General features: G+C 64.5%; 16 protein-coding genes and 1 pseudogene. 11 read left to right on the forward strand and 6 right to left on the reverse strand.

The genetic code is table 11. The features are described 5' to 3' along the window. Nucleotides 1–7: 7 nt before the first annotated feature. From HK436_RS11005 to secA, 4 genes are all read right to left on the reverse strand, one after another. A complete protein-coding gene (locus HK436_RS11005) occupies nt 8–481 on the reverse strand; it encodes an SRPBCC family protein (protein WP_173189618.1) in 474 nt (157 codons plus the stop codon). Next, nucleotides 478–825 (reverse strand): ArsR/SmtB family transcription factor, encoded by a 348-nt coding sequence (locus HK436_RS11010; RefSeq protein WP_173189620.1) that lies wholly within the window; start codon nt 823–825, stop codon nt 478–480. Before HK436_RS11010 ends, HK436_RS11005 begins: the two co-directional genes overlap by 4 nt. Further along, the gene (locus HK436_RS11015) at nt 822–1,514 is read right to left on the reverse strand and encodes a glutathione S-transferase family protein (RefSeq protein WP_173190112.1); all 693 of its coding nucleotides are present in this window, start codon (nt 1,512–1,514) and stop codon (nt 822–824) included. The genes HK436_RS11010 and HK436_RS11015 overlap by 4 nt, the downstream gene beginning before the upstream one ends. A gap of 152 nt (nt 1,515–1,666) precedes the next feature. Continuing rightward, complete coding sequence (gene secA, locus HK436_RS11020) at nt 1,667–4,396, reverse strand: preprotein translocase subunit SecA (protein ID WP_173189622.1); 2,730 nt, start codon at nt 4,394–4,396, stop codon at nt 1,667–1,669. A 251-nt stretch (nt 4,397–4,647) separates the two neighbouring features. Between secA and HK436_RS11025 the strand changes: the two genes are divergently transcribed. Continuing rightward, the gene (locus HK436_RS11025; RefSeq protein ID WP_173189624.1) at nt 4,648–5,547 is read left to right on the forward strand and encodes a peptidylprolyl isomerase; all 900 of its coding nucleotides are present in this window, start codon (nt 4,648–4,650) and stop codon (nt 5,545–5,547) included. Nucleotides 5,548–5,606: 59 nt separating this feature from the next. Here HK436_RS11025 and HK436_RS11030 read toward each other — a convergent pair whose 3' ends face one another. Continuing rightward, on the reverse strand, nt 5,607–6,233 hold the full coding sequence (locus HK436_RS11030; protein WP_244648871.1) for a TetR/AcrR family transcriptional regulator: 627 nt from the start codon (nt 6,231–6,233) through the stop codon (nt 5,607–5,609). A 164-nt stretch (nt 6,234–6,397) separates the two neighbouring features. On the opposite strand from HK436_RS11030, the gene HK436_RS11035 reads away from it, so the two are divergent. The 6 genes and pseudogenes from HK436_RS11035 (at nt 6,398) to HK436_RS11060 (ending at nt 9,912) form a co-directional block, all read left to right on the forward strand. Next, the gene (locus tag HK436_RS11035; RefSeq protein WP_173189626.1) at nt 6,398–6,667 is read left to right on the forward strand and encodes a putative antibiotic biosynthesis monooxygenase; all 270 of its coding nucleotides are present in this window, start codon (nt 6,398–6,400) and stop codon (nt 6,665–6,667) included. Between the two features lie 92 nt (nt 6,668–6,759). Beyond that, nucleotides 6,760–8,001 (forward strand): bifunctional glutamate N-acetyltransferase/amino-acid acetyltransferase ArgJ, encoded by a 1,242-nt coding sequence (argJ, locus tag HK436_RS11040; protein WP_173189628.1) that lies wholly within the window; start codon nt 6,760–6,762, stop codon nt 7,999–8,001. A gap of 13 nt (nt 8,002–8,014) precedes the next feature. Then, nucleotides 8,015–8,783, forward strand: a pseudogene (locus HK436_RS11045) (GNAT family N-acetyltransferase); the annotation flags it as partial. A 13-nt stretch (nt 8,784–8,796) separates the two neighbouring features. Further along, nucleotides 8,797–9,216 (forward strand): 8-oxo-dGTP diphosphatase MutT, encoded by a 420-nt coding sequence (mutT, locus tag HK436_RS11050; protein WP_173189630.1) that lies wholly within the window; start codon nt 8,797–8,799, stop codon nt 9,214–9,216. Between the two features lie 110 nt (nt 9,217–9,326). Next, nucleotides 9,327–9,650, forward strand: coding sequence for a hypothetical protein (locus HK436_RS11055; protein ID WP_173189632.1), 324 nt, complete (start codon nt 9,327–9,329; stop codon nt 9,648–9,650). A gap of 88 nt (nt 9,651–9,738) precedes the next feature. Further along, nucleotides 9,739–9,912 carry a Flp family type IVb pilin gene (locus HK436_RS11060; protein ID WP_173189634.1) on the forward strand — a complete coding sequence of 58 codons (174 nt, stop codon included), beginning with the start codon at nt 9,739–9,741 and terminating at the stop codon, nt 9,910–9,912. 10 nt (nt 9,913–9,922) lie between these two features. Here the strand turns inward: HK436_RS11060 and HK436_RS11065 are convergent, their stop codons facing one another. After that, nucleotides 9,923–10,795: a methyltransferase domain-containing protein gene (locus tag HK436_RS11065; RefSeq protein ID WP_173189636.1), complete on the reverse strand. Its 873-nt coding sequence runs from the start codon at nt 10,793–10,795 to the stop codon at nt 9,923–9,925. A gap of 75 nt (nt 10,796–10,870) precedes the next feature. Between HK436_RS11065 and HK436_RS11070 the strand changes: the two genes are divergently transcribed. From HK436_RS11070 to HK436_RS11085, 4 genes are read left to right on the forward strand one after another with little or no spacing between them, the layout of a single operon-like run. Further along, on the forward strand, nt 10,871–11,656 hold the full coding sequence (locus tag HK436_RS11070) for a ComF family protein (RefSeq protein ID WP_376769158.1): 786 nt from the start codon (nt 10,871–10,873) through the stop codon (nt 11,654–11,656). Between the two features lie 26 nt (nt 11,657–11,682). After that, nucleotides 11,683–11,949 carry a glutaredoxin 3 gene (gene grxC, locus HK436_RS11075; protein ID WP_173189640.1) on the forward strand — a complete coding sequence of 89 codons (267 nt, stop codon included), beginning with the start codon at nt 11,683–11,685 and terminating at the stop codon, nt 11,947–11,949. A gap of 9 nt (nt 11,950–11,958) precedes the next feature. Continuing rightward, nucleotides 11,959–12,819 (forward strand): carbon-nitrogen hydrolase family protein, encoded by an 861-nt coding sequence (locus tag HK436_RS11080; RefSeq protein WP_173189642.1) that lies wholly within the window; start codon nt 11,959–11,961, stop codon nt 12,817–12,819. Next, nucleotides 12,816–13,241, forward strand: coding sequence for a DUF1178 family protein (locus tag HK436_RS11085; protein ID WP_173189644.1), 426 nt, complete (start codon nt 12,816–12,818; stop codon nt 13,239–13,241). Before HK436_RS11080 ends, HK436_RS11085 begins: the two co-directional genes overlap by 4 nt. Nucleotides 13,242–13,249 lie beyond the last annotated feature (8 nt).

A 13,249-nucleotide genomic window follows, 5' to 3' on the forward strand; every position in this document is an offset into this window, starting at 1 on the left:
GCTATCGCTATCCAGCTTCCAGCCCGATTTGGCTGGCAATCACCTCGACCAGCCGGTCGAAGCCCGAGCCTGTGCCGACGACGCGCTGGTGTCTGTCCTCCGCGCTGCCCAGAAAGGCAAGTTGCTCGGTGTAGAGCATGAGCGTCTTCGCGCCGGCGGGTTGAAACTCGACGGTGGCCAGTGAGACGGATTGCCGGGTGCCGCCAAAACTCATCTCGAAAGCATAGATGATCCGGCGTTGCGGCTCGATGTCGAAATAGCGTGCGGCGAAGGTCTGTTCGTGGCCTTCTAGCGTGCGCCAGCGGCGCGCTTCGGTGCCGCCGACATGGAACTCGAAGACGTCCTCCAGCACGGTCCAGTCCGGATGGCAGGCGTTCCAGCGCTGCTTCATCTCCGGGTCCGACCAGAAGCGGAACGCATGCTTCGGCCCGGTGGGCAACTCGCGCTCGACCACGAAGGTGGAATGGTGTGCTGCGCTCATGCCCCGTCTTCTCCTTCCGGGTTTTCGGCTATCGCCAGGACGAGGCGATCGAAGGCGGCGTTCATGGCGGTTTCGCGCTGGCGGACCCATGCGTTTATCGCGCCGAATGCCGCCGGATCGATGCGATAGGTCCGTGTTCGGCCGGCCTTTGTCGAGACGACGATGCCGCCCTTTTCGAGCACGCGGAGATGCTTGAGCGCCGAAGGCAGGCCCATGCCCGCCGGTTCCGCCAGTTCCTTGACCGTCGCCGGGCCGACGCTCAGCCGGTCGACCATCCCGCGCCGGCCCGGATCGGCCAACGCGGTGAAGATGTCGTCCAGCTTTCGTTCGCCCGTCCCCGTCATGCTTTCCACTCGCCACGCAGGAAGTGCGCCGGCATGGCGTCGCGATAGGGGAACATCGAAAAATAGGGCAGGGCTCCGTCCAGCGTGCGGCTTACGGAGGCGCGCGCCAACAGCCGTTCGAAATAGGCTTGCAGGTTCGTATGGCCGGGCTCGAAGGGATGCACGATCGAGGCGAAGAATAGCGCAGGTGCAGCCGCGCAGTCTGCCATGGTGAAGCTGTCGCCGGTCGCCCACTCCCTTGCGGCCAGATGCGCGTCGGCCATGGCGTAGGCCGTATCCAGCGACTGCCGCGCATCCGCAACGCCTGTGGGGTCCGTCGCGCCATGCGGGCGGATGCGGTCGAGGACGATCTTCTGCATCGGTACGCTGACGTAGAGATCGAAGAACCGATCCCACAGCCGCACGTCCAGCGCACCTTCAGTGTCAGCCGGCAGAAGCGCTACCCGACCGGGATAGTGTTGCTGCAGATATTCGGTGATGATGCTCGTTTCCGGCACGACACGGTCGCGTGTCTGGTCGTGCAGCACCGGAATCTTGCCGACCGGCCACCGCGCCAGCAGCTCGGCTGCCGAGCCCGGATCGCCCAGATCGACAGTGACTGGTTCGAAAGCCGTACCGTTCTCGTAAAGCGCGATCAGCACCTTGTGGCAGAACGAAGCCAGCGGATGAAGATAGAGCGTCAGACCCATGGAGTACCTCGATAGTTTCTGCTTGCGGAAACTATCGAGGTAGAGATGTTCAGGCAAGCAGAAAGTTTCCGCAGATGGAAACTTTCATGCCGCTCTATCCGACGCGACGAACCGGGTGGCCCATTCGGTTACGCCGGAAAGCCGGTGCGTCGCTAGGCGAACGCGCCGTGGCAGTGCTTGTACTTCTTGCCCGAGCCGCAGGGGCAGACCTCGTTGCGGCCGACCTTGCCCCAGGTAGAGGGATCGGCTGGATCGCGCTGCTCGGCCGGCACGATGCGGTTGTCGGCAGGTGCGAGCGCCAGTGCGGTCTCGCCGAAATCGTCCTCGCCGGTGGTGGCGTCGATGTGTTCGCCGCGCATTGCGGCAGGTGCCTGCGGCGGCGGGGCGTCGGCTGCCTCGCGCACCAGTTCCACGCGCATGAGCTGCGAGGTGACGACCTGGCGCAGATTGGCCAGCATCGCCTGGAACAGCTCGAAGGCCTCGGTCTTGTATTCCTGCAGCGGATCGCGCTGCGCATAGCCGCGGAAGCCGACGACCGAACGCAGGTGATCGAGATTGACCAGATGCTCGCGCCACAGGTGGTCGAGCGTCTGCAGCACGATCGACTTCTCGACATAGGCCATGATGTCGGGGCCGAACCGTTCCGCACGCTCGGCGGCGGCCTTGTCGGCGGCCTCCATGATGCGCTCGCGGATCTGCTCCTCGTCGATGCCTTCTTCGGCCGCCCATTCGGCAACCGGCAGGTCGAGGTTGAGGTAGGCGGTCACGCCTTCCTTCAGCCCGTCGAGGTCCCACTGTTCGGCATATGCGTTTTCGGGGATGTGCTTTGAAACGAGTTCCTCGACGACGTCTTGGCGCATCTCGGCGACGGTTTCGCCGAGGTTCTCGCCGTCCATCAGCTCGATGCGCTGCTCGAAGACGACCTTGCGCTGGTCGTTCATCACGTCATCGAACTTCAGCAGGTTCTTGCGGATGTCGAAGTTGCGCGCTTCGACCTTCTTCTGCGCCTTTTCAAGCGCCTTGTTGATCCAGGGATGGATGATGGCCTCGTCTTCCTTGAGGCCAAGCTTCTGCAGCATGCCGTCCATGCGGTCGGAGCCGAAGATGCGCATCAGGTCGTCCTGGAGCGACAGGAAGAATTTCGACCGGCCGGGGTCGCCCTGACGGCCTGAGCGACCGCGAAGCTGGTTGTCGATACGACGGCTTTCGTGGCGCTCGGTGGCGAGCACGTAGAGCCCGCCGGCGTCCAGCGCCTGCTGCTTGAGCTTCGCGATGTCCTCGCGGATCGCCTTTTCCTTCGCGTCGCGCTCTGGGCCCTCGGCCATGTCGGCGAGTTCCTGCGCGATGCGCATGTCGGCGTTGCCGCCAAGCTGGATGTCGGTGCCGCGGCCGGCCATGTTGGTGGCGATGGTGATCGAACCGGGACGGCCCGCCTGTGCGACGATAACGGCTTCCTGCTCATGGTGGCGGGCGTTGAGCACCTGGAAGTCCTTGAAGCCCTCAGCGCGCAGGCGTTCGGCCAGATGCTCCGACTTTTCGATCGACGTGGTGCCGACCAGGGTCGGCTGGCCCTTGGCGTGCGCCTCGCGGATTTCACGCACGATCGCCTTGTATTTTTCCTCGACCGTCCGGTAGACCTCGTCGTCCTCGTCGATGCGGGAAACGGGGAGGTTGGTCGGAATCTCGGAGACTTCCAGCCCATAGATGTTGCCGAACTCCTCCGCCTCCGTCAGCGCCGTGCCGGTCATGCCGGCCAGCTTGTCGTACATGCGGAAATAGTTCTGGAAGGTGATCGAGGCCAGCGTCTGGTTCTCGGGGTGGATCTTGACGTGTTCCTTGGCCTCAAGCGCCTGGTGGAGGCCTTCCGAGAAGCGGCGGCCAGGCATCATGCGGCCGGTGAACTCGTCGATGATGACCACCTCGCCGTTGCGGACGATGTAGTCCTTGTCGCGCTGGAACAAGCGATGCGCCTTCAGCGCGTTGTTGACGTGGTGCACGATGGCGACGTTCTCGACGTCGTATAGCGACTCGCCCTTGAGCATGCCGGCTTCGCGCAGCATGTTTTCGAGCTTTTCGGTGCCGTCCTCGGTAAAGGTTGCCGTGCGCTGCTTCTCGTCGATCTCGTAGTCGCCTTCGTCCAGCTTCGGGATGAAGGTGTCGATCGAATTGTAAAGTTCCGATCGGTCATCGAGCGGGCCGGAAATGATGAGCGGCGTGCGCGCCTCGTCGATCAGGATCGAGTCCACCTCGTCGACGATGGCGTAGTTGTGGCCGCGCTGCACCATCTGGGCGCGATCGTATTTCATGTTGTCGCGCAGATAGTCGAAGCCGAGCTCGTTGTTGGTGGCGTAGGTCACGTCGCAGGCGTAGGCGGCCTTGCGTTCCTCGTCGGAAAGGCCGTGGACGATGACGCCGGTGCTCAGCCCGAGAAAGCCATAGACGCGGCCCATCCATTCGGCGTCGCGGCTGGCAAGGTAATCGTTGACAGTTACGACATGCACGCCTTTGCCCGACAGCGCGTTCAGATAGACGGGCAGGGTGGCGACCAGCGTCTTGCCCTCACCGGTGCGCATCTCGGAAATGCCGCCGTCATTAAGAACCATGCCGCCGATAAGCTGAACGTCAAAGGGGCGCAGTCCGAGGGCGCGCCTTGCAGCTTCGCGGGCTACCGCGAAGGCCGGCACCAGAAGGTCGTCGAGCGACTTGCCGCCGGCGATTTCCTGCCGGAACTCTTCGGTCTTGGCCCGGAGCGCCTCATCGGAGAGGGCTTCCATCTCCTTTTCCAGCGCATTGATCGCCTCTACGCGAGGCCGGAAGCCCTTGATGCGACGGTCGTTGGACGAACCGAAAATCTTGCGGGCGAGAGAGCCAAAGCTGACCATCAAAGGTCCTTTCAGAACGGATTGCCGGGCGGTGCCTCGGCAAGGCCCGCTACGGACGGTGCTGGCGGGCCGGAAAACGGAGGAAAGCGCCTCAAATAGCTTCTGGACGCCAAGTCGAAGGACAGATAAGAGGGGCCACAACCGATGTCAACGTTGCTTCCCCGGCATGGAGCAAGCGGAAAATCGCCACATTTTGGCTGGTTGAAGGGGCAACGCCCCATACCTTCATTCCCCTCACTGGAGAGTTTCTGATGAAGCACACGTCCCGTCGCCTGTCATTCGTTCGCCTCGGCGCGGCCGCAGCCATTCTGGCCCTTGCCGGCACTGCCGCCATGGCCCAGGAGAACGCAGTCGTTGCAACGGTGAACGGACAGCCCATCACGGAGACCGATCTGGAGATCGCGATTTCCGATCTGGAGCAGCAGTTCGCGCAGCTGCCCGCCGAGCAGCGTCGCGCCGCCGCACTCTCCGCCGTGATCGAAATCAGGCTGCTGGCGGCAGAGGCCGAGGGCAAGGGCCTTGCAGACGGTGATGATTTTGCGCGCCGCATGGACATGCTGCGCCAGCGCGCGCTCCACAGCGCCTATATTGAGCAGGAAGTTGCCGCGCTCGTCACCGATGAGGCAGTCCGCGCCCGCTATGACGAGGAGATCGCCAAGATCCCGGCCAGCGAAGAAGTGCGCGCCCGCCATATTCTCGTCGAGACCGAGGAAGAAGCCCGCGAAATCATCAAGCAGCTCGACGAGGGTGGCGATTTCGAGGCGATTGCCAAGGAGAAGTCGACCGACGGCGCAGCCGCCCAAGGTGGCGACCTGGGCTATTTCGGCGCCGGCCAAATGGTGCCCGAATTCGAGACGGCCGCGTTTGCGATGGAAGTCGGCGCGCATTCCGCCGAGCCGGTCAAGTCGCAGTTCGGCTGGCACGTCATCAAGCTCGAGGACAAGCGCGCCAAGCAGCCGCCGGCATTCGAGCAGGTTTCTGGCCAGCTCCGCTCGGTGCTTTTGCGCGACGCCTATATGAAGGTCGTCAACGACCTGCGTGCTGCCGCCGATGTCGAGATCGAGGACGAGGCGTTGAAGGCCATGCTCGAGCCCGCCGCGGGTGAAGATGCTGCCGAGGGCGCCACGCCTGCCGAAAAGCCGGCCGAATAGCGCGCAAGCGGATCTGATCTGAAATGAGGTGAGGGGCGCATTGAGGCGCCCCTTGCTGCTTAAGGCAGCGTTTCCGCTGAGGATTGGCTGCCTGACTTGACGATTCCGCAGAGCATCACCCTCGCGGCGGCGCGCACGGCCTCGTCCGTCTCGTCCAGCCTGCCGGTCAGGAGGTGTGACCAGGCGTATGCGGAGATCAGGTCGGCCACCACCAGCGGGTCGACCTCGCTGCCGACCTCCCCACGGCGCTGCGCGCGCGCGATCATGCCTCCGGTCTGCACGCGGCGATCCCGCGCGTAGCCGGCAAGCGCCTCGGCTGCCTTCTCGTCGGACTGGGCCTCGGCGATGATGGATCGAAAGATGCTGCCCGACGGTGTGTCGCGCCAGTGGCTCAGAAGCCGCTTCAGGAAACGCACGATGTCCTCCTCAACCGAGCCTGTATCGGGATAGACGACATCGCGCTTCTGCCGCTGGTAAACGTCGAGCAGCAGCGCGGCCTTGCTCGGCCACCAGCGGTAGATAGTCGGCTTGCCCGCCCGCGCCCGACGCGCCACGGCCTCGATCGAAAAGCCGCGATGACCTTCCTCCATGAGCACGCTTTCAGCTGCCTCCAGAATGGCCTCGGCGCTTTTCGGGTTTCTCCTGGCGCCTATCGAACGGCGCACTTCGTCTTCGGTCACTGGCAGTCCTCCTGCACGCAGGATAGCAGGCCTCTTGACAAAACGAAACGGCCCGTTTTATATAACGGAACGTTCCGTTCCTATTAAAGCGCTCCAAAGTTGCCCGCCGTGTCACAGGCGGGGTCTTTCAATCGTCTTCCATCGACATCCGCAAAACCCGGAGAAATGACATGACCTTGACCGCCGATAACCCTGCATCCATCCCAACCGCCACGCAGGCGGCTTCGCGCTTTTCCCGTCCGCGCTTCGCCGTTCTGGTTGCGCTCGGCGTCTATCCGCTCATTACGGGCCTGCTCTACCTGATCTTCCCGCTTACGGACGGCTGGCTGCTATGGCAGCGCACCCTCCTCATCGTCCCGATCATGGTGACTACCATGGTGTGGGGTTTGATCCCCGGCGTGCAGAAGCATTTCCGCGGCTTTCTCAACCCGCAAAGTTAGCGCGTCGGGACCTGCGGCGGTGCAAAACGCCTTGCGCCGCCGGGACATATCAGGCAAACGACGCCTTTCTCACCCTTGCTCATCGAGTTGCCATGTCGGACACCGTTTCGCCCCTCGCACCCCGCAAGCAACCCAGGATGCCGGCGGTGTCCGGCGTTCGTATCGCGACCGCCCAGGCTGGCATCAAGTACAAGGGTCGTACCGATCTGCTGGCCATGGTGTTCGACGAGGGCACGACCGCGGCGGGCGTCTTCACCCGCTCCAAATGCCCGTCCGCACCGGTGGAATTCTGCCGCGCCAATCTGCCCGGCGGCAGCGCTCGCATCCTCGTCGTCAATTCCGGTAATGCCAACGCCTTCACCGGCAAGCGCGGCCGCGAGACGACGGCGGCGACCGCCGCGGCGGCCGGCAAGGCCACGGGCTGTTCGGAAAGCGAGGTGTTCCTCGCTTCGACCGGCGTGATCGGCGAGCCGCTCGATCCGGCTAGGTTCGCCCATCTTCTCGGCGACCTCGTCGACCGGGCCGAGCCAGCCATGTGGGCCGAGGCCGGCAAGGCGATCATGACCACCGATACCTATCCGAAATATGCCACGGCCAAGGTGCTGCTGGGCGATGTCGAGGTGACCATCAACGGCATCGCCAAGGGTGCCGGCATGATCGCGCCCGATATGGCGACGATGCTGTCCTTCGTCGCCACCGATGCGCCGATCGATGCGCCGGTGCTGCAGGACATGCTGTCGAAGGGCGTCGGCAAAACCTTCAACGCGGTGACAGTCGACAGCGATACGTCGACCAGCGACACGCTGATGCTGTTTGCCACGGGGGCTGCCGAGAAGTCCGGTGCGCCGCGCATCAGCGATCCCAAGGATGCGCGGCTTTCGCAGTTCCGCCGCGCGCTGAACCGCATGCTCAAAAATCTTGCGCTGCAGGTGGTGCGCGACGGCGAGGGCGCGCGCAAGCAGGTCGAAGTGACCGTTACCGGGGCTAAGTCGGCGCGCTCGGCCAAGCGCGTGGCGCTGTCGATCGCCAATTCGCCGCTGGTCAAGACGGCGATTGCCGGCGAGGACGCCAATTGGGGCCGTGTCGTCATGGCCGTCGGCAAGGCCGGCGAACCCGCCGACCGCGACCTTCTCGCGATCTGGTTCGGCGACATTCGCGTTGCGCACGAAGGCGAGCGCGATCCTGCCTATTCAGAGGCGGAGACCTCCGCCTACATGAAGCAGGACGAGATCGTGATCCGCGTCGATCTAGGGCTCGGGCGCGGCAAGGCCACGGTGTGGACCTGCGATCTGACCAAGGAATATGTCGCCATCAACGGCGACTACAGGAGCTGAGGCACGCCGCTTGATGGAAACCGGACGCCCATCCCCGGCAGACCTGCCCACCGTGCGGCGGTTCGAGGCCGCCGGTTTCAGGGCCTGGCCGGCGACGACCGTCTATTACGACGGAGCGTGGGCGGTAAGGCTGACCGGCGGGCATCCGGCCAAGCGTCTCAATTCCGTCAATCCGCTGGACCCGGGCGACGATGCACGTGTTCCCGAACGCGTCGCACGTGCGGCACGACGCTTCGCCGCCTACGGCCGGCCGCTGACGTTCCGCATGTCGCCACTTGCCGGTCGGGAGGTTACGAAGCATTTCGATGACGAGGGCTGGAGCAGCTTCTCCACTTCGCTTGTCATGCGGGCAAAGCTTGAAGACCGTTTGCTGCGCGACGCCATGCATCAGATTCCGCTGAAGGACATCGGCCGGTTCATCAATGCGGCGATCGCCATTCGCAATCTCGATCCGGTGCTGCAAGCCGGGGCTGTCCGAAATCATAGGTTCGATCCAGCCTCAGGTGGGATTGTTCGTGCTCGAAGAGAACGGGACGCCGGTCTCGACCGCAATCTGCGTGCGAGATGGCGATCTTGCCGGCCTGTTCGAGGTGGCGACCGAGGAGAGCCAGCGCGGCAAGGGTTACGGCCGGCGCACACTGCTGTCGGCACTGAAATGGGCGCGCGCGCAGGGTGCCCGCAGCGCTTGGCTGCAGGTCGAGGCGGATAACGACCAGGCCATCGGGCTCTATCGATCGATGGGCTTCGGCGACCTCTACAGCTATCATTACCGCCAGCCCCCGCGTCGGAGACCGCATGAGCCAGCCGGAGGAATCGAAGCGGCTGCTGCTGGTCGCGGCCTGCGCGCTGGTCGATGGCGACGGGCGGGTGCTGATAGCGCAGCGCCCGGAAGGCAAGCAACTCGCCGGCATGTGGGAATTTCCCGGCGGCAAGGTCGAACCGGGCGAGACGCCCGAGGAAACTGTCGTGCGCGAGTTGCGCGAGGAGCTGGGCATCGAGACCAAGGTCGCCTGTCTCGCGCCGCTGACCTTTGCCAGCCACGCCTATGAGAGCTTCAACCTGCTGATGCCGCTTTTCGTCTGCCGCCGCTACTGGGGCATTCCGCAGGCGCAGGAAGGGCAGGCGCTGAAATGGGTGCGCCCGAACAAGCTGCGCGACTATCAGATGCCGCCGGCGGACGAGCCGCTCATCCCCTTCCTGATCGACCTTCTTTAGCTGACCGCCTCGCCGCGGATCGTTAATCAATCCTTCAGAGCCATATGAAATTTTGAGTAAACGGGCGGGCTTTCCGTCCCGTCACCTGGCCTTTGGCAGGAAGGAAAGCGATGTCGTTTCGTGACGATTGGGAAGCGCCGCGCCAAGCGCGTGGATGGAACATCGGTCCGGCGGGCATGGGCGCGCTGCGCGTCGCGCTGCTGTTCGGGTCGGCTGCTGTCGCTCTCGCGCTCATCCTGACACCGATGCTCGAAGACCGGACGCGCAACATGGCCTATTCGGCCTATCCCGGCGGCCTCGACATGATGCCGACAGGCTCCATCGGCCAGCGTTCCAATCCAGGCGAATATACGATCCGCCGCAGCGTCCTGCAGCCGTCGCCCAACGCCGTCTGCATCATTCGCGGCAACGGCATGCGCACGGGCGATTGTTGATCTGCCGTTAACCCTGCCGGTTAACGGTTTGGTTCAAGCCCCGACGTATAGTGACCGCATCGACCCCCAGCCAACTGGACACGAGGCGATGCTGGTCAGATTTATCAAGGACGAATGCGGCGCGACCGCAATCGAATACGGCCTCATCGTGGCGGTTCTGTCGCTCGCGATTGTGGGCAGCCTCGGCTTGTTGATGAACAACATCGAAAACAACTTCGATTACATCAGCAATATCGTCACCGATTCCAGCAGCGGCAATTAGCCCCTAACGCTCAGCCATCCTTTTCTTCGCCAAGCACCTTTGCCAGCGAAACCGTCGCGCTGCCGGGTTTCAGGGGCTTCTGCTGCGATGAATGCGGCGCCCAACCTGAAAGCCAGATCGTCGAGAAGGTCGCCCGAATGCGCCCGTCCGGGTCCGAAAACCGTTCCGCGTAGATTTCGGCCGCGCGCATGAACAGCGCGCGCGTTGCCGGCTTGCGGCTGCGTCCAGCAAGTGCATTGGTCGCGCCCATAGCCCGCAGGTCGCGCATCAGTGCAAACATGGAATCGTAGCGCACCGTCACCGTTTCGAGGTCTGCGACCGGCAGCGCGAAACCGGCCCGCTGCAATAAAGCGCCGGCATCGCGGACATCGGTGAAGGGAGAGACCCGCGGGCTCGCGCCGCCGTGAAGCTCGGTCTCGGCCGCCAGCAGTGTCTCACGCAGTTCGCCCAGCGTCCCGGCGCCCGCCATGCAACCCAGAAACAGCCCGTCGGGCCGCAACGCCCGGCGGATCTGCACCAGCATGCCAGGCACGTCGTTCATGTCTTGCAGCGCATAGAGCGAGACGACGAGGTCGAGGCTTTCAGGTTCGAAGGGCAGGGTCTCCTGCGGAGCGACCTCGCCCGCGCCCTGCGCGAGCAGGGCCGCGTCGGCCTCCACACGTCCGATCGTTTCGGCCTTGCCGCTTGCCGAGACGGCGTCCGATGCCTCGGAGGTCATCGAGAAAAGCGACACGGCGCGGTCGAAACGGCGTTCCACGGCCGCCAGCCGGTCTTCGAGATCGCCCGCCGCGCGTTGCATCAGGAAGCCGGCGCCCGCATCGGCGATGCGCAGCGCACGGCGCTTCTTCGCCAGCAGGCTGTCATGATCGAAGATCGGTTCCATGAAACTCCTCGGTGCAACCGGATGGTGCCGGATCGCCGGCATCTCTGATATGGTGCCGGCGGGGTGGGATTTCTCGTGGCCGATCGCGGGGCGGAGTTCAAGAGGTGGAAGGAAGTGCTGGCGAATTTGCCGGCGCGCATCCTGTTTCCGCCCGTATGCGCCGGCTGCCGAAGGCTGGTCGCCGCGCCTGGCACGCTGTGCGGCCAGTGCTGGCCGACGCTTCGCTTCATCGAGCGGCCATGGTGCGAGGTACTTGGAACACCGTTCTCGCACGAGATCGGCGAGGGCATCCTGTCTGCGGACGCCATCGCGAATCCGCCGCCATTCGCGCGCGCCCGCTCGGCGGTCGTCTATGAAGGGGCGGCGCGGCAGATGGCGCTGGGGCTCAAGTTCCGCGACCGCACCGAGCTCGGTCCCTGGATGGCGCGCTGGATGATGCGGGCCGGCGGCGAGCTTGTCGCCGATGCCGATGTCATCGTGCCGGTGCCGCTGCATCGCAGGCGCTTCTTCTGGCGCCGCTTCAACCAGTCGGCCGAGCTTGCGCGTGCGATCGGCGTCCAGTCCGGCAAGCCGTTCGCGCCCGACGCGGTCATTCGCGTGCGGCCGACGCGCCAGCAGGTCGGGCTTGGCGCGCGGGAGCGCGAAACCAATGTGCGCGGTGCATTTCGTGTGCCCACGGAGGCCGAGATTCTGGTGCGCGGGCGCAGGGTCCTGCTGGTCGACGATGTCTATACGACCGGGACCACGGTTTCAGCCGTCACCCGCGCGCTCAAGCGCGGCGGTGCCGCCGAGGTCGACGTGCTGACCTTCGCGCGGGTTCTGCCGGGGGACTTCCGGCCGGACGAAGCCGGGACTATATGAAGGTTACAAGACAAACAGGACCGACCATGGCCGAAGTCACGATCTATACGCGCATGATGTGCGGCTACTGTGCCGCCGCCAAGCGCCTGCTCGACAACAAGGGCGTTGCCTATACCGAACACGACGCAAGTTTCTCGCCGGATCTGCGGCAGGAAATGATCAGCCGTGCCAACGGGGGCAGCACGTTTCCGCAGATATTCATTGGCGATACCCATGTCGGCGGCTCCGACGATCTTCATGCGCTGGAGCGCAGCGGCCGGCTCGATGCGCTTCTCGCAGGTGGGCAGGACTAGGAGGGCGGCATGGAGACTGTGAGGGTTGCAGCGTTGCAGATGCGCTCGGGCATGGACCCGGCGCGCAATGCCGCGGATTTCGAGGCGCTTGTGCGCGAGGCGGCTGGCAAGGGCGCGGTCTATGTGCAGTCGCCGGAGATGACCGGCGCGCTAGTGCGCGACCGGGCAGCGCTGGAGGTGCTGCTAAAACCCGAGGCCGACGACATCATCGCACGCAAGGCCGCGGCACTGGCTGGCGAACTCGGTATTTTCGTCCATGTCGGCTCGACCGCGATAGCACGGCCGGACGGCAAGGTCGCCAATCGGGGCTTCGTCTTCGGGCCGGATGGCTCGAAGCTCGCCACCTATGACAAGATCCACATGTTCGACGTCGACCTCGACAATGGCGAAAGCTGGCGCGAGTCGGCCACCTACGAGCCGGGTAAGGTCAGCACCGTTGTCGACCTGCCCTTCGGCCGGCTCGGCATGGCGGTGTGCTACGATCTGCGCTTTCCGCAGCTTTTCCGCGCCCAGGCACTGGAAGGCGCGCAAATCCTCACCGTGCCGGCCGCCTTCACGCGACAGACGGGCGAGGCGCACTGGCATGTGCTGCAGCGGGCGCGGGCGATCGAGAACGGCGCGTTCGTCATCGCCGCCGCGCAGGGCGGCGTTCACGAGGATGGCCGCGAGACCTATGGCCACTCGCTCATCGTCGATCCGTGGGGCCGCGTGCTTGCCGAGGCCGATCATGACGAGCCCGCCGTGGTGATTGCCGATCTCGACATCGCGGCGTCCGCCGCGGCGCGCGCCAAGGTGCCCAATCTCAAGAACGGGCGCGAGTTCCGCGTCGAGGCATCGGGTGCGCAGACGCAGCAGAGGCAGGCGTCATGATCCGCTTCCAGCTCTGCTGCGACGCCGATCACGAATTCGATGGCTGGTTCCGCAACGGCGACGATTTCGACGTCCAGAAGAAGCGCGGGCTCGTGTCCTGTCCGGTTTGCCACTCGGCCAAGGTCGAGAAAATGCTGATGGCGCCTGCCGTCTCGACCGGCCGCAAGAAGGAAACCATGGCGCTTGCCATGGGCGAGCAGCAGCGCAAGGCGATCGCGCAGCTCAAAGCGCTGGCCGAGAAGGTGCGCGAGAACGCCGATTATGTGGGCGACAAGTTCGCCGAGGAGGCCCGCAAGATCCATTTCGGCGAGACCGAGGCGCGCGGCATCTATGGCGAAGCGACGCCGGACGAAGCGCGCGAGCTGGTCGAGGATGGCGTAGAGTTTATGCCGATCCCGGTGTTCCCGGACGACCAGAACTAGAGTGCAGC

Source organism: Neoaquamicrobium sediminum (genome assembly GCF_013240295.1).
Lineage (GTDB): Bacteria > Pseudomonadota > Alphaproteobacteria > Rhizobiales > Rhizobiaceae > Aerobium > Aerobium sediminum.